The sequence below is a fragment of the Flavobacterium chungangensis genome (assembly GCF_042654045.1).
Classification (GTDB): Bacteria; Bacteroidota; Bacteroidia; order Flavobacteriales; family Flavobacteriaceae; genus Flavobacterium; species Flavobacterium chungangensis.
Genome location: NZ_JBHSFY010000016.1, coordinates 1 through 15,741 on the forward strand (window position 1 = coordinate 1; position 15,741 = coordinate 15,741).

Below are 15,741 nucleotides of genomic sequence, written 5' to 3' on the forward strand. Positions count from 1 at the left end.
GAGTATATTAATTATTATAATAATGACAGAATAAAACTTAATCTAAAAGCAATGAGCCCGATACAATATCGAGCTCATTATTATAAAACTTAGTTATTAATTTGTCTAAACTTTTGGGTGCACTCTAGAACTGAGGTCTTTTTCTTTGAAATTAAGTTTCAATTATTTTTTAACACAACAAGATTTTTTATCTTTTTTGTCTGTTGTCTTTTTGCAACAAGATTCTTTTTTTGCTTTATCTTTTGAGACTGGTTTTGTTTCTTGAGCCATTACGCCAATTGAGAATAAGGCTGCTGTCATTACTGTGATAACTTTTGTCATTTTAATTAAATGTTTTTTGTGTTAGAGATTATAATTGGTGAATCAAATATAAACTGATTTTACATCTGTAAGAATAGTTTTATTGTTAATGTTTTGGTAAAAGTGAATTGATTTTTATTGCCTGTTTTTCATAATCTGATTAACATATTTTTGATGATTGCTAAATCCATTTTTCATAGGATTCTCTAAGTCTAACATTTCACCTAATGAAGTATCGAAAATTTGCCAATTATGAACTTTTGCTAATTCTACAATCTTGAATAATGCCTCTTCACTGTAAAGCGCCATCATTTTAATACTACTAGGCTCATCATCGAGATGGAAATTAATATTATCATTAATAGAATCAGAAAAGAAATCATTGCTATTATTTTTATCTTCTGTTTTTTTTGTTGAACAATTTTCAAGAAGTACTTTGTCAAAATCTATTGGTAAAAGTTTTTCTTCATCCAAATCTTGAATTAAGATTATTTTTTCAGCATAACTAAATAGAACAATATCCCAACTCATAATTAATTATTTTAAATTTGTAATAAAAGTACTATAATTAATCTATTTAAACAAGTTGTTATAATTCTGAACTTATTACTTATATGGTTCAAAAAAACAGTTAGTAATTCAAATTAACCCCAAAACCAATTCCCATATCGCTGTCATAATGCGTTGTAATTCCGAAGTTTCTTGCTACGATGTATTTTAAACCCGCCATATATTCTTTATCGGTATTCCACATTAAGTTCATTCGAAGTCTTTGCGAAAGCGGAATATCTTTTCGTTCAAATTGTAAACGAACATTTCCATCCGTATACACTTCAACTTGTGCTTTTATAAGCATTGGTAAAGTATATTCAAGACCGGCACTAAAAACAGAACGATTGTCTTTGGTGTTTTTCTGCCCGAAAAGATTTTGTTCTTGTTCGTCCATTCCCATTTTTCGATAACGCCAGTCAAAACCTATAAAAGGCATCAGCCATTGATTTTTTCCAATATAACGTCCAATGTGAGTTTCCGTTTCATAGCCATGTTTGTCGTTGTAACCCAATCTCCATTCGGTTCCGATACTCCAACGCGTGTTGCTAAACATCGCTTCACCATCATTTCCATTGGTTGCAAAATCATTTTCTGCCATAAAATGAAACATTCGATCGTCCATTTTCAACATTTTGAAAGCCATTTCCGGATGATGAATCAACGGATTTGGTGCTGAATTTTCGTAACTGAAAATTCTCCCCATTCCAGCCATCATATGATATAAAATATGACAGTGAAAAAACCAATCACCATCTGCATTGGCTTGAAACTCGATGGTGTCGGTTTCCATTGGCATAATGTCAATCACATTTTTGAGAGGTGAATAATCACCGTGTTCATTTAAAATTCTAAAATCATGCCCGTGTAAATGCATTGGGTGGCGCATCATTGAACCGTTGTATAAAACGATACGAACGTTTTCTCCTTTTTTAATTAAAATTTTATCGGTTTCAGAAACCACTTTATTGTCCAGACTCCAAACGTAGCGATTCATATTTCCAGAAAGCGTAAAACGCAATTCTTTTACTGGCGCATCTTTTGGAAGATTGGTTTTAAACGGAGATTTTAGCATTCCGTAATTCAAAGTCACAATTTCAGAGGTTTCAGTACTATCGTTTTCCATTTTCATGCCTTCCATATTATGATTTGAATGATCCATAGCAGGTTTTGCATTCTCATCTTCACCCGAAATTTCAGGATACATCACGGCATTCATGTCCATTTTATTCAGAGACATATTCATACCCATGTCATTCATTTCGCCATTCATTTTCATCATATCGTTCATCATTTTCATGCCTTCAAAATATTTTAGTTTTGAAAGATGATGAATTGGCTGTTTGTCTCCATTTCCTAAAAATAAAGAAGCTGATCCTGTTCTATCTTCGGCTGTAGCCAAAAAAGCAAAAGATTTAGCATTTTCGGGAATCGTTACCACAACATCATAGGTTTCAGAAACCGCAATAATCAAACGATCGACTTCTACAGGTTCAACATCATTTCCGTCACTAGCTACAACGGTGATTTTTCCTCCACCATAAGTTAGCCAGAAATAACTGGAAGCACCTCCGTTTGCAATTCGCAATCGGACTTTTGAACCTGGTTTAAGATCAGAAAACTGTTGTTCATTTTGACCATTGATGAGAAACTTTTCATAATAGACATCGCTGACATCCATCGCGTTCATTCTTTTCCATTCGTTGGTCACTTTAGTTGAAAAATGTCCTTGTTTTATGGCTTCAGAGTAACTTTGTGTTGTTCCTTTTTTAATTGCAAACCAATCGTTGGCATTGTGCAGCATTCGTTGAATATTCTCCGGTTTCAAATCCGACCATTCGCTTAAAATAACTGGGATTGTTGGTAAATCGTCAATTCCCTTTCTGATCGTCGAATCGTCTTTTTTCTTATTGATGATAAAAAGGCCGTACAAACCAATTTGTTCCTGTAAACCAGAATGGCTGTGATACCAATACGTTCCGTTCTGAATAATCGGAAAGGTATATTTATGAGTAGTTCCAGGTTCTATGGGCATTTGAGTTAAATACGGAACACCATCTTCTTTATTTGGCAGAAACAATCCGTGCCAATGCATTGAAGTGCTTTCTTTTTTAAGTTCGTTATGAACGTAGATTTCTGCAGTATCACCTTCGGTAAAAGTTAAAGTCGGCATCGGAATTTGTCCATTTACTGCAATCGCTCGTTTTTCTTTACCTGAAAAATTGACAATGGTATCACGAACATACAAATCGTAACGCACTACTTTTTGAGCCCTTAACTGAAAAGCGATTAAAGAAAGTATTAGGATATATTTGATATTAATCATAAATTATAATTTTAAATTTCTCAATCGTAAAGCGTTTACAATTACTGAGACAGAACTCAAACTCATGGCAACAGCAGCCAACATCGGCGAAAGCAAAATTCCTAAAAACGGATATAAGATTCCCGTTGCAATTGGCACGCCCAAAGTATTATAAATGAAAGCAAAGAATAAGTTTTGTTTGATATTTGACATTACAGCATGGCTGAGGTTTTTGGCTTTTATAATTCCGTTTAAATCGCCTTTGACCAAAGTAATTTTAGCACTTTCTATCGCAACATCAGTTCCTGTTCCCATTGCAATTCCGATGTTAGATTGTGCTAAAGCAGGTGCATCATTGATTCCGTCTCCCGCCATGGCAACAATTTTTCCTTGAGCTTGAAGACGTTCAATTTCTTTTAATTTATCGTGTGGAAGACAATCTGCTTTAAAGGAACTTAGATGCAAATGTTCTGCAACTGCTTTTGCGGTATTATGATTATCGCCCGTCATCATGATAACCTCAACGCCTTGAGCGATTAATTCTTTGATCGCTTTTGCACTGTTTTCTTTGATGGCATCAGTAATGGCAACGTAGCCTAAAACAATAGTATCAATTGCGATATATGAAATGGTTTTTCCTAAATTTTGTTCGGCAACAACTTTTTGTTCTAAATCATTAGAAACAGAAGCGCCTATTTCTTCCATTAATTTTTTATTTCCTAAAGCTACTTTTTTGCCTTCGATAGTTCCTAAAATACCTTTTCCAGCAATAGTTTCAAAACCTTGAACTTCTTTGAATGAACTATTTTGTGCTTTCGCGAAATTGACCACGGCTTGTGCCAAAGGATGTTCGCTATGCTGATTTAAAGAGGCAATGTTTTGAAGCAGAAAATCTTCGTCATTATTTATGGCGTAGATTTTTTCTACAGATGGTTTCCCTTCGGTGATTGTTCCTGTTTTATCGGTAATCAAAACATCAATTTTATTCATGTTTTCCAACGCTTCGGCATTTTTAATCAAGATTCCGTTTTGAGCTCCTTTTCCAACACCAACCATAACCGACATTGGAGTTGCCAGTCCAAGTGCGCAAGGACAAGCAATAATTAATACGGCAATCGCATTAATTAATCCGTAAACATAAGCGGGTTCTGGACCAAATTTTGCCCAAAGAAAGAATGTTAAAATCGAAATGATCACAACTGTTGGCACAAAATATTTAGAAACGCGATCGGCTAATTTCTGAATTGGAGCGCGAGATCTGCTGGCGTCATTTACCATTTGAATAATTTGAGACAACATGGTTTCTGATCCTACTTTTTCGGCAATCATAACAAACGATTTGGTACCGTTTATTGTTCCAGAAATCAAGGCATCGTTAGTTTTTTTATCAACCGGAATTGGTTCTCCCGTAATCATAGATTCGTCGATGCTGCTTTCGCCAGAAGTTATTTTTCCGTCAACCGGAATTTTCTCTCCTGGTTTTACACGAAGTAAATCACCTTTTTTAATATTATGAATAGAGATTACTTTATCTACTCCGTTTTCAACTAAAGTCGCTTCAGTTGGCGCTAATCTTAATAATTCTTTAATCGCGCCATTCGTTTGTCCGTGAGCTTTAGCTTCCAATAATTGTCCTAATAAAACTAAAGTGATAATTACGGTCGCTGCTTCAAAATATAAATGAATGGTTCCGTGATGTGATTTGAATTCCGATGGAAAAATATCTGGGAAAAACATTCCGACAATACTAAATAGGAACGCAACACTGGTTCCTATTCCAATTAAAGTAAACATATTTAAATTCCAAGTCACAATAGATTTGTAAGCGCGAACGAAAAACATCCATCCTGCGTAAAACAAAACGGGAATCGAAAATAAAAGCTGAACCCAATTCCACTTTTCGATAGACATTATATTGTAAAGCGGATTATTCGGAATCATTTCTGACATTGAGATAATGAAAATAGGAAGTGTAAACAAAATCGCAATTTTCATTTTTTTCAATAAATCAGAATAGGTTTTGTTTTCTTCACTTTCAGAAGCTTGCATCGGAACCAAATCCATTCCGCAAATCGGACAATCGCCTGGCTCGTTTGAAACGATTTCAGGATGCATTGGACAAGTAAATTGTGTTGCAGTTATAGCAACTTGCGGTACTAAGTCCATTCCGCAGACTGGGCAATCTCCGGGTTTGTTGTACGTTTTGTCGCCTTCGCAATGCATGGGGCAGTAATAAACGCCATTTGCACTGTGCTGATGTACTTTTTTAGTTTCTGCTTTATGCTGATAATCGTGATGCTCTTTTTTATGGACAGAACAGCAAGATTTAGCAGTTTCTCCATGATTTTTTGGAGAATCCATTTCAATAGTATATTTTCCAGCTGCAGATAAAACTTCCTGAAACTTTTCAGTAGGAACGTGCTTATCCATCGTTATGGTAGCCGTTGGAGGATTTAAAGTTACTTCCGCCTGAACGCCTTCAAGTTCATTTAAAGTTTTTTCTACTTTGGTTCGACATCCGTTGCAAGACATTCCTGAAATTATATATTGATGAGTCATTGTATTGGTTTTTAAGTATTACAATGCAAATTTCCGAAGTATCTGTGAGTTTGATTTGTAGAATTTTGGGAATGATTTGTAAGATTTACAAAATTTTATTTAACCGCAAAGTGCGCAAAGGTTTACGCAAAGCACACGAAGGTTTATTTTTTTTAGATTAGGGAGTTCTTAAAGTTTTGCGCATAAAAAGTTAACCATAGATTAAAAAGATTAACACAGATTTTAAAATCCTTTTAATCCTCATAATCTGTGGCTAAATAAAAAAGTCTTTGCGAACTTTGCGTAATTCTTAGCGCTCTTTGCGGTTCAATAAACACTATATACTGTCGATCTGAAAATGCTGTTTTTTTAACGCAGAGCGGACAAAGAATTTACGCAAAGAGCGCTAAGTTTTTGTTTGTTTTGAGATTTTTAAAGTTCTCAAAGCTTTATCTGTATGCTTTGTGAACTTTGCGAATAAAAATTTAGCCACAGATTAAAAAGATTAACACAGATTTTAAAATCTTTTTAATCCTCATAATCTGTGGCTAAATAAAAAAGTCTTTGCGAACTTTGCGTAAACCTTTGCGCTCTTTGCGGTTAAAAATCAAAAAACTATAAATTCTCGATCTGAATACGCATTTTATCTTTTGATTGTTTGAATGAAGTAGGAGTAAAGCCAGTAATTTTCTTGAATTGATTACTCAAATGTGCCACATTGCTGTAGTTGAGAATATCTGCAATTTCGCTTAACGAAAGCTCATTATAAATCAATAATTCTTTTACTTTTTCAATTTTCTGACTGATGAAATACTTTTCAATCGTGGTATTTTCAATCTCCGAAAATAAGTTGCTTAACGAATTATAATCCTGATTTAAGTTTTCTGCCAAATAATCAGATAAGTTGATTTTAAGTTCGTTGTTTTTATGATGCACTAAATCGACAATCAGATTTTTTATTCTTTCGACGGTTTTTGTTTTTTTATCGTCAATTAAATCAAAACCTAAAACTTGAAGGTTTTCTAATAAAACTTCTTTTTGCTCGTCGCTGATTTCTTTTTCCAGTTCGACTTCACCCAATTCAACAGAGATAGTTTGAAGTCCGAGCTTTTCGAACTCAGACTTCACTACCATTTTGCATCGGCTGCACACCATATTTTTGATGTAAAGCTTCATATTATTTAATCGTTTCTACCACATTTCCACAAGTCAGCATAGAAGAACCGTAATACGGATTTTTAACTGCTTTTTCTTTGCTCAACCAATCAGCATCTGCCATTGGGCAATATTGTTTGTAGATTGGCTGTTCTGGATTAGAAACTTTTATAAGATCGTAAGTGCTTTTAGATAAAGATTTAAAAGTCTCACGTTGTTTTTTAAGATCTGTTGTTGCTGAAATACTTTTAGCATCGGCAGTTAGTTTTTTAACCACTTTCATCCAAACCGTATGTTCGTTGCTTTTTAGTTTGTCCATTTTTACTGCTGTAATAGCTGTCAGTAAGTCTTTGGCTTTCGCCGAAGTCAATTTGCTGTCACTTTTAATAAGTGCATCTTTTACAGTAAAATAAGCATCGTAAACAGATTGAAGCTGACTCGAATCAACGATTTCTGTTGTTCCCGATTCTAATTTTGCTGTATTTGCCTGAATGTTATTGGCGCTAAATAATACTGTAAGTACTGTTGCTAAAGCTATGATTGATTTTTTCATTGTGTATAATATTTAGGTAAAGGATTTTATTTCCTTTAAAATTAATTAAAAATTTAGTTCTAAAAAAGACCCAATATGGGCTGTCATCAATACGATAATTATATTTTCGGCTTGAGCCAAATAGAAGTAAATCCAGAAGAAATTGTAGAATTGCTGTAAGATGAAATCGCGTTTTTTAAAGAAAAATTAAAAACATCGTTTTGTAAATCAAGATCATTTGAAGTTAAAATAACAAATTGCAATGAAGAAGTTGTGCAGCCAGAATGACGACATTTTCCGTCACAATTGTGTTTTTCCTGTTTTGAAGTTTTCTTTTCACAGCATTTTTTAGAACAGCTGTTTTCTTCTTTAGAAGCAATTTCTTTATGATGCACCATATTGCATGCGTAAGTATAACTCGGGTTCAAAAAGAAACTGAGTGTTATAAAAAGCAGCATTATATGGATTTTCTTTTTCAAAGAAATTGTTTTTTAGAAGTACAAATTTAGTTAAAAATGTGTGGAGAAATTACTTTTTAAGATTTCGATAACTACAGTTTCTTAAAATCAGTTGGTTTCATGTTTTTACGCTTTTTGAAATAATTCGTCAAATGGCTTTCATCTGTAAAACCAAATTCGTAGGCAATCTGTTTTATTGGCAATTGATTGTTATGAAATCTTTTTTCGATTAAAGTCGTTCTTAAATTATGAATGTATTCGCGGTAACTTATGCTGAAAGTTCTTTTGAAATAAGCACTAAAATAGGTTTGAGCAATATTAAAATGATCCGCAATCACTTTTACCTGAACCAGTTTGGGTTGATAAATATTCTGATGAATGTAATTCGCAATTTGTTCGCTATCCAAATGAGTCGATTTCATCTGTAAATTCATTCCTCGAATTGTTTCTTTAATTAAACCAAAGAGAGAAAGAATCTGATAGAAAACAATGGGAGATGAGGTAACATCTATATAATGTCCATATGTTACGATGTTTTCAACCGTGTTTTTTAAAATCGTTTTGCAAGGTTCATCAAACTTCAAAACCGTTTCTTTTAGGATTTTATCGCGCATGAAGCTTTCGGGAGTATTTACTAAAAATTCATCGCAAGTAAGATTTTGTTTAGAATTGAAGTAATTATCGGTGAATTTGATGAAAATGAATCGGGTACTTTTCTTTATATCAAAATAATGTTCGTCGTCTGGCGAAATAACAAATAGATCTCCAGCTTTATATGGAAGCAGATTATGATTGAGGTGATGAATTCCGCTTCCTTTCTTTATATAGATGATTTCATAATACGTATGCGTATGCGGAGGAAGATGAAACTTCTCTTCTTCAAATTCATCAAGAACAAGCGTTTTAAACTGATTTAATTTAGGCATAACTTAAATATACAATTTTATGTCACAAATTTACAATTTTTTTTAAGGCTAACGGTGTTAATTTTGCTTCGTAGAAATCTATTCCTTTCTACAATAAATCAAAATGAAAAAAAGTCTTATTGCGCTCTCTTTAGGAGGGTTAACTATTGGTATTACAGAATTTGTAATGATGGGATTGCTCCCAGATATTGCTTCAGATATGAAAGTTTCAATCCCGGTTGCAGGATATTTAATTTCTTCTTATGCACTTGGAGTTGTTATTGGAGCGCCTTTGTTAGTAATCGCAGGAAGAAATTATGCACCTAAAAAAATGCTTTTAATTTTAGCTTTAATGTTGGCCGTTTTTAACGCATTGTCCATTATTGCTCCCGATTATAATATTTTATTTGCGTCTAGATTTTTATCTGGATTACCGCATGGAGCATTCTTTGGAGTGGGAGCGGTAGTCGCAAGCCGTTTGGCAGATAAAGGAAAAGAAGCGCAGGCAATCTCTATAATGTTTGCTGGTTTAACGATTGCCAACTTAATAGGTGTGCCAATTGGAACTTATATAGGTCATCATTTTATTTGGCGTTATACTTTTATATTAATTGCTATTGTTGGATTATTGACTTTTTTGGCAATTTATCTTTGGATGCCAAATCTTGAAAAAGGAGAAAGTGTAAATATGAAAACACAACTCCAGTTCTTTAAGAAAACAGAAGCTTGGCTAATTATCGGAATTACCGCAATTGGTTTTGGAGGTCTTTTTGCCTGGATCAGTTATATTGCTCCTTTATTAATTAATGTGTCTAAATTTTCACCAGAAGACGTTTCGTCTATCCTGATTTTAGCAGGACTAGGAATGGTGGTTGGTAATTTTGTAGGAGGTAAATTGGCAGATCGTTTTTCGCCAGCGCCAACTACATTAGCTTTATTGTTAGTAATGTCTTTAGATTTAATTCTAGTTTACTTTTTCTCATTCAATCAATATGTATCACTGTTTCTTACTTTCTTAACTGGAGCGATTTCATTCTCGGTTATTGCACCGATTCAGATGCTGATGATACGTACAGCAAAAGGAGCAGAAATGATTGCTTCGGCATCACTTCAAGGAAGTTTTAATATTGGTAATGCTTTAGGTGCTTTTCTTGGCGGATTACCTTTGGCTGCGGGATTCAGTTATTCGTCTCCAAATCTTATTGGAGTTGTGATGTCGGTAATCGGAATGATCATTACATTCATATTGATGAGGTTGCATCAAAAACAAGTTCAGATGCAGCCTGTGTAACTTTAAAAATATTCATTTTTCTTAGCTCTTAACTTTTGTTTAAGGGCTTTTTTTGTGCCTTAAACGAATTAATTAAAGCTCAAACTCTTCTTCGGGTTATTCATCAGACGCCTTCTAGTCAGAAAATACACTTTAAAATAAGAAGCTTCTTTCTTTCTAATTTAATTTTTTTTAGGATCACTTTAACTTTTTAAGTGTAAAATTAACACCTAATAATTTCGTAATTAATATTCATGTAATCGATTGTTTTTTTTGCAAAACAGAATCAAATGAACGATTAATAATAATATTTTTAATATTTTAAGTCGATATAAATTATATATCCCACATAAAAAAGCAATAAAATTTTCAATATGTAATTTTTTTTATGAAATTTTTGGGAAATTTTATTTTTCGTTTGAAAAAAATATCTATGTTTGTGTAATCGATTACAACTTTTTTTTGATTGTTCGAAATCGATTAAGTAGAAAGACGGAAAAGAGAGCAGAAATAAAGCTTTAGTGAGGAGGTAGAAAAATTACTGTTAAAATAAAACAACAAAAATTAACTATAAAATGAATTGAAAGTAACCACAAAAAAACACTTAAACCAAAAAGAAAAAACTTTTAATAACTTAAACAATCAACCATGAACTTTAAAGAACTATTAAACAAAGGAGCAAATTTTTGCTTTAAACTTGTTTTCTTACTGTGCTTATTGATCGGTAGTCAAGTACACGCGCAGGGCACAACGATAGAGGGAACCGTGAAGGATGCTGCGGGACTTTCTCTTCCTGGGGTAAACGTCTTAGAAAAAGGAACTAAGAACGGAACTTCTACCGATTTTGACGGGCATTACAAAATAAAACTAACCAATCCGAAAGCAGTATTAAGTTTTTCTTTTATAGGATTCAAAAACATTGACATTTCTGCCGAGGGAAAAACGAAGGTTAACGCAACGATGTCTGAAGATTCTAACAACTTAAATGAAGTTGTTGTAATTGGATACGGAACAGCTAAGAAATCTGATTTAACTGGTGCAGTTTCTACTATTTCAGGTGCTGATTTGAAAAAAGTGCCAGTGGCCAATGTTGCTGAAGCTTTAACGGGTAGAATTGCCGGTGTGCAGGTAACTGCAGCAGAGGGCTCTCCAGATGCTGATATTAAAATTAGAGTTCGTGGAGGAGGTTCACTTACTCAAGACGCTTCGCCTTTAATTATTGTAGATGGATTCCCTATCAATAATATGAATGATATTTCTTCATCTGATATTGAAACAATGACCGTTTTAAAAGACGCTGCTTCAACTGCAATCTACGGATCACGTGGTGCAAATGGGGTAATTCTTATTACAACAAAAAGCGGAAAAGATGGAAAAATGGCCGTAAACTTTAATATGTTTTACGGTATGAAAAAGATGGCGAATAAAATTGATGTTTTATCTCCAGAGGATTATACGAAATGGCAATATGAATATGCCTTGCTTTCGCAAAGCGGAACTAAAGTACCTTCTAACCCAGACAGCTATACAAAGTATTTTGGAAATTGGCAAGATCACGATTTGTACCAAGGTCTTAAAGGTGATGATTGGCAAGAGCAAATTTTTGGACGCACAGGAGAAGTTCAAAGTCGTGATCTAGGAATTAGAGGTGGAACGGATAAGCTTAATTATAACTTTAATTATGCTCATTACGATGAAAAGGCGATTATGATTGGTTCAAACTACAAAAGAAATAACTTAGCATTAGCTTTAAAAAGCAAAATAAGTAATAAGATAGATGTTGGTTTTACTGTGCGTTATTCAGATACTGAAATTGATGGTGGTGGTGTAAATGAACAAAATGAGAAATCTTCATCAGATTCACGTATGCGTACTATTGTGGGTTATGCGCCACTTCCGGTTGCGGGGTTAACTTCAGAAGATGTTAATGGGGATGGAACAGATATGTTAATAAATCCTTTTACATCTATTTCGGATAATAATCGTCAACAGTTTCGTAAAAACTTTAATATGTTAGGAAGTTTTGGATGGGAGATTGTAGACAATTTAAAATTGAAAGTAGATTTAGGTCTAGATAATTTTAATAATCAGGATTATCGCTTTTATGGTCTTACTACTTATTATGTGGCTAATTCACCGCTGGCGACGTTACAGAATATGCCTGCAATGATTATGTCAGATAGTAAAGAGAAACGTTTTAGAAATGCTAATACGTTGAATTATGATTTCAAAAAAATAATGGGAGAAGATCATCATTTGACAGCTCTTGTTGGAGAAGAAAGCATTAATTATACATCAAATACGCTTACAAATACAATTCATGGATATCCTACTTTTTTTGATTTTGAAAAAGCAAAAACATTAACAACACAAGGAACTCCACAATCAGTAGATAACTATTACAGTCCTGATGATAGATTATTGTCATTTTTTGGACGTGCAAATTACGATTACAAAAACCGTTACATTTTCACAGCTACATTCCGTGCAGATGGTTCTAGTAAATTCCAAGAGCAAAATCGTTGGGGATATTTTCCAGCATTTGCTGCAGGATGGAAACTTTCTGAAGAGAATTTCTTAAAAAATAAAAGCTGGCTACGTCTTTTAAAATTAAGAGCAAGTTATGGAGAAGCAGGAAATAATAATATTCCTGTTGGACAGCAAGTACAAATTTTCCAATCTACAGCAACTACCTGGATTAACGGTGTTACTAGTGTTTGGGCGCCTTCTAAAACAATGCCTAACCCTGATTTGAAATGGGAAACAACAGTAACTCAAAACTTTGGTTTAGATTTCGCATTTTTCAAAAATCGCTTAAGTGGTAATTTTGATGTTTATAAAAATATTACAAGTGATTTATTAATCAACTTTCCAGTTTCAGGAGTTGGATATGATTTCCAATATCGTAACATGGGAGAAACACAAAATACAGGTTTTGAAGCTACTATAAATGTAGTTGCAATTGAAAAAGCGAAATACGGATTAAACTTTTCATTCAATATGGGAATAAACAAAAATCGTATTAACTCTTTAGGAGTTATGAGTGATTTTGGACAAGCAACAGGATGGGCTTCTTCACAAATTGGAGATGATTATTTAGTAGCAGTGGGTTCTTCGTTGGGTAGTATGTACGGTTATAGAAATGATGGTAGATATGAAGTTTCAGACTTTGATTATGTTGGAGGAAAGTATGTTTTGAAAAGCGGAGTAGTTAATACCTCTACTTCACTAGTGGGAGACGGAAGTAGTCTTAAGCCTGGAGATATGAAATTAAAAGATATTAATGGAGATGGCAAAGTAGATGTAAACGATAAAACCGTTATTGGTAATGTTAATCCTAAAAGCACAGGAGGTTTTGTGATTAATGGTAATGCTTATGGTTTTGATTTAATGGCTGCTTTTAATTGGAGTATTGGTAATGAGATATATAATGCCGATAAAATTGAATTTTCGACAGCTACAGCTTCAGGAAGATATAAAAACTTAAATTCTACTATGGCTGATGGTCAAAGATGGACTAACTTAGATCCAGCAACAGGACAATTAGTAACAGATAATCCTGAAGCTTTAGCAGCTCTTAATGCTAATACAACAATGTGGTCTCCTTATATGAGATCTGCTATTTTTACTGATTGGGCAGTTGAAGATGCTTCTTTTTTAAGATTGAATACTCTAACATTAGGGTATACTACACCTGAAATGTTTACATCTAAACTAGGAATTTCAAAATTGAGATTTTATTTAACGGCTAGCAATGTTTTTGTTTGGACTGACTTTAAAGGTTCTGACCCTGAAGTTTCAACAAAAAGAAAAAATCCACTTACACCAGGGGTAGATTCAAGTCCTTATCCAAGAAGCAGACAGATGATTTTTGGAATGAATCTTAATTTCTAATTTTAAACGATCACAAAATGAAACATAAAATAATAATAGCGGGATTGATTATTGCGGCTTTATTTAGTTCTTGCCAGCAATTTGAAGATGACTATTTAGAAACAGATGCAAAGTCAACATTAGAACCATCTTTGATATTTTCTGAAGTAGCACTTGCAAAAGGAGCTATTGACGGAATAAAAGTGCCATTCGCAGAGACCAATTCTTATAGAGGAAGATTTTTACCATATTATGGATTAAATACAGATGTAGAATGGTACAATACTTCGCAAACAGCAGGAGATAAAGCAGATTTGTGTGTGTATGATGCAAAGCCAACTAATACGGAGATGAATACTACGAACAATGCATATTCAATGATGTATTCAGGTATTGAGCGTGCAAATATTTGTATTAAGGGTTTACGTCAATATGGGAATCCTACACCAGGCTCAGAAATGGGACAACTACTAGGAGAAGCTTTAACATTAAGAGCAATCTATTATGCCGATTTGCTTAAGTCTTGGGGTGATGTTCCAGCTCGTTTTGAGCCTATCACTACTGCAACATTATATTTGCCTAAAGCGAGTAGAGATGTTATTTACAAACAATTAATTGCAGATTTAGGTGAGGCATCAACATTGGTGGCATGGCCTAACGAAACTGCTTATACAAATACAGTAGAACATGTAAATAAAGCTTTTGTAAAAGCATTTAGAGCACGTTTGGCTTTAGCAGCAAGTGGTTATCAGCAATATCCTGATGGAGTAAGAAGAAGTAGTGATCCAGAACTTTCAGTTGCCAACATGTATGCATTGGCATTAAAAGAATCTCGCGAGGTAATTCAAAGTGGTTCTGCTCGTTTAGAATCTACTTTTGAAGGATTATGGAGAAAATACAATGAAGAAAATACTGCTGCAGGAGGAGAATCTCTTTGGGAGCTTCCTTTTTCTGATGGGCGTGGTAGAATGTTATTCACTTTTGCAGTAAAACACACTGCAGCAGCTGATCAATTTCAAGCTAATGGAGCTAACCGTGGAGGTGTAGCAGGACCATTGCCATTTGTTTTCTATGACTATGATCAAGCAGATACACGTAGAAATGTTACTTGCGTACCTTACAAATATGGTGCAGCAGTAAATGGTATTGCAAAACAAGAATTGGGTACTCTAGATACATGGTATTTTGGTAAATATCGTTACGAATGGATGAAACGTTATGTAACTTCAACTAATGATGACGGGGTTAATAAAATGTACATGCGTTATGCTGAGGTGCTTTTAATTGCTGCTGAAACAGCAAACGAATTAGAAGGTCCAAGTGCAGCAATGCCTTATTTGAAAGAAATTCGCAGAAGATCATTTTCTACAGCAGATCAAGCGACTAAGGTTGAATCTTATGTAAATGCCTTAACGAGCAAAGATGCAATGTTTAATGCTCTGGTTGAAGAAAATAAATATGAGTTTACAGGAGAGATGGAACGTAAACAAGCGCTTATCCGTTGGAATTTGCTTAAAACAAACTTAGATAAAGCAAAGCAAAAAATGGCAGAATTATCTACTCGTACAGGACAATATGCAGATGTGCCAGCTACTTTGTACTATAAATATCAGTCAGATAATGTAAGTTTAGATATCTATGGACTTAATCGTGGAGAAACTACAAATCCAGGAGCATTGTATTCTTCTACTGCGTGGACATGGACAGGAACTGCTGCAGATGCTAAGATAGCTTCATTGTATAAAGCGGGAGTAAATCCTGATGAGAGACAATTCTGGCCAATATGGCAAGTATTTCTTGATGCAAGTAATGGTCAGTTAAAAAATGATTACGGTTATTAAAATCTTTCAAAAAAC

12 protein-coding genes are annotated in these 15,741 nt (G+C 34.0%); 4 read left to right on the top strand and 8 right to left on the bottom strand.

All coding sequences use genetic code 11. The features are described from left to right. Positions 1-6 precede the first annotated feature (6 nt). Positions 7-93: an IS3 family transposase gene (locus ACFO3N_RS20735; protein WP_379796460.1), complete on the top strand. Its 87-nt coding sequence runs from the start codon at positions 7-9 to the stop codon at positions 91-93. Between the two features lie 69 nt (positions 94-162). Here ACFO3N_RS20735 and ACFO3N_RS20740 read toward each other — a convergent pair whose 3' ends face one another. The 8 genes from ACFO3N_RS20740 to ACFO3N_RS20775 all read right to left on the bottom strand — a co-directional run bounded on the left by ACFO3N_RS20740 (position 163) and on the right by ACFO3N_RS20775 (position 8,763). Further along, positions 163-321 (bottom strand): hypothetical protein, encoded by a 159-nt coding sequence (locus ACFO3N_RS20740; protein ID WP_379800815.1) that lies wholly within the window; start codon positions 319-321, stop codon positions 163-165. 114 nt (positions 322-435) lie between these two features. Further along, complete coding sequence (locus ACFO3N_RS20745; protein ID WP_379800816.1) at positions 436-831, bottom strand: hypothetical protein; 396 nt, start codon at positions 829-831, stop codon at positions 436-438. 100 nt (positions 832-931) lie between these two features. Beyond that, a complete protein-coding gene (locus ACFO3N_RS20750; RefSeq protein WP_379800817.1) occupies positions 932-3,175 on the bottom strand; it encodes a multicopper oxidase family protein in 2,244 nt (747 codons plus the stop codon). A 3-nt stretch (positions 3,176-3,178) separates the two neighbouring features. Beyond that, positions 3,179-5,713: a heavy metal translocating P-type ATPase gene (locus tag ACFO3N_RS20755; RefSeq protein WP_379800818.1), complete on the bottom strand. Its 2,535-nt coding sequence runs from the start codon at positions 5,711-5,713 to the stop codon at positions 3,179-3,181. A gap of 594 nt (positions 5,714-6,307) precedes the next feature. Continuing rightward, a complete protein-coding gene (locus ACFO3N_RS20760; RefSeq protein WP_379800819.1) occupies positions 6,308-6,868 on the bottom strand; it encodes a helix-turn-helix domain-containing protein in 561 nt (186 codons plus the stop codon). A 1-nt stretch (position 6,869) separates the two neighbouring features. Beyond that, positions 6,870-7,400: a DUF3347 domain-containing protein gene (locus ACFO3N_RS20765; RefSeq protein ID WP_379800820.1), complete on the bottom strand. Its 531-nt coding sequence runs from the start codon at positions 7,398-7,400 to the stop codon at positions 6,870-6,872. 98 nt (positions 7,401-7,498) lie between these two features. Further along, entirely contained in the window at positions 7,499-7,858 is a 360-nt protein-coding gene (locus tag ACFO3N_RS20770) for a hypothetical protein (RefSeq protein WP_379800821.1), read from the bottom strand. A gap of 71 nt (positions 7,859-7,929) precedes the next feature. Further along, a complete protein-coding gene (locus ACFO3N_RS20775) occupies positions 7,930-8,763 on the bottom strand; it encodes an AraC family transcriptional regulator (RefSeq protein ID WP_379800822.1) in 834 nt (277 codons plus the stop codon). A gap of 103 nt (positions 8,764-8,866) precedes the next feature. Between ACFO3N_RS20775 and ACFO3N_RS20780 the strand changes: the two genes are divergently transcribed. The 3 genes from ACFO3N_RS20780 to ACFO3N_RS20790 all read left to right on the top strand — a co-directional run bounded on the left by ACFO3N_RS20780 (position 8,867) and on the right by ACFO3N_RS20790 (position 15,726). Next, positions 8,867-10,033, top strand: coding sequence for an MFS transporter (locus ACFO3N_RS20780; RefSeq protein ID WP_379800823.1), 1,167 nt, complete (start codon positions 8,867-8,869; stop codon positions 10,031-10,033). Positions 10,034-10,660: 627 nt separating this feature from the next. Continuing rightward, complete coding sequence (locus ACFO3N_RS20785; RefSeq protein WP_379800824.1) at positions 10,661-13,906, top strand: SusC/RagA family TonB-linked outer membrane protein; 3,246 nt, start codon at positions 10,661-10,663, stop codon at positions 13,904-13,906. 17 nt (positions 13,907-13,923) lie between these two features. Beyond that, positions 13,924-15,726 (top strand): RagB/SusD family nutrient uptake outer membrane protein, encoded by a 1,803-nt coding sequence (locus ACFO3N_RS20790; protein ID WP_379800825.1) that lies wholly within the window; start codon positions 13,924-13,926, stop codon positions 15,724-15,726. The last annotated feature ends 15 nt before the right edge of the window (positions 15,727-15,741 follow it).

Coding starts and splice junctions, on each gene's coding strand:
- ACFO3N_RS20750 (WP_379800817.1), bottom strand. CDS start 3,175: ATGATTAATATCAAATATATCCTAATACTTTCTTTAATCGCTTTTCAG.
- ACFO3N_RS20780 (WP_379800823.1), top strand. CDS start 8,867: ATGAAAAAAAGTCTTATTGCGCTCTCTTTAGGAGGGTTAACTATTGGT.
- ACFO3N_RS20760 (WP_379800819.1), bottom strand. CDS start 6,868: ATGAAGCTTTACATCAAAAATATGGTGTGCAGCCGATGCAAAATGGTA.
- ACFO3N_RS20740 (WP_379800815.1), bottom strand. CDS start 321: ATGACAAAAGTTATCACAGTAATGACAGCAGCCTTATTCTCAATTGGC.
- ACFO3N_RS20755 (WP_379800818.1), bottom strand. CDS start 5,713: ATGACTCATCAATATATAATTTCAGGAATGTCTTGCAACGGATGTCGA.
- ACFO3N_RS20745 (WP_379800816.1), bottom strand. CDS start 831: ATGAGTTGGGATATTGTTCTATTTAGTTATGCTGAAAAAATAATCTTA.
- ACFO3N_RS20790 (WP_379800825.1), top strand. CDS start 13,924: ATGAAACATAAAATAATAATAGCGGGATTGATTATTGCGGCTTTATTT.
- ACFO3N_RS20765 (WP_379800820.1), bottom strand. CDS start 7,400: ATGAAAAAATCAATCATAGCTTTAGCAACAGTACTTACAGTATTATTT.
- ACFO3N_RS20785 (WP_379800824.1), top strand. CDS start 10,661: ATGAACTTTAAAGAACTATTAAACAAAGGAGCAAATTTTTGCTTTAAA.
- ACFO3N_RS20775 (WP_379800822.1), bottom strand. CDS start 8,763: ATGCCTAAATTAAATCAGTTTAAAACGCTTGTTCTTGATGAATTTGAA.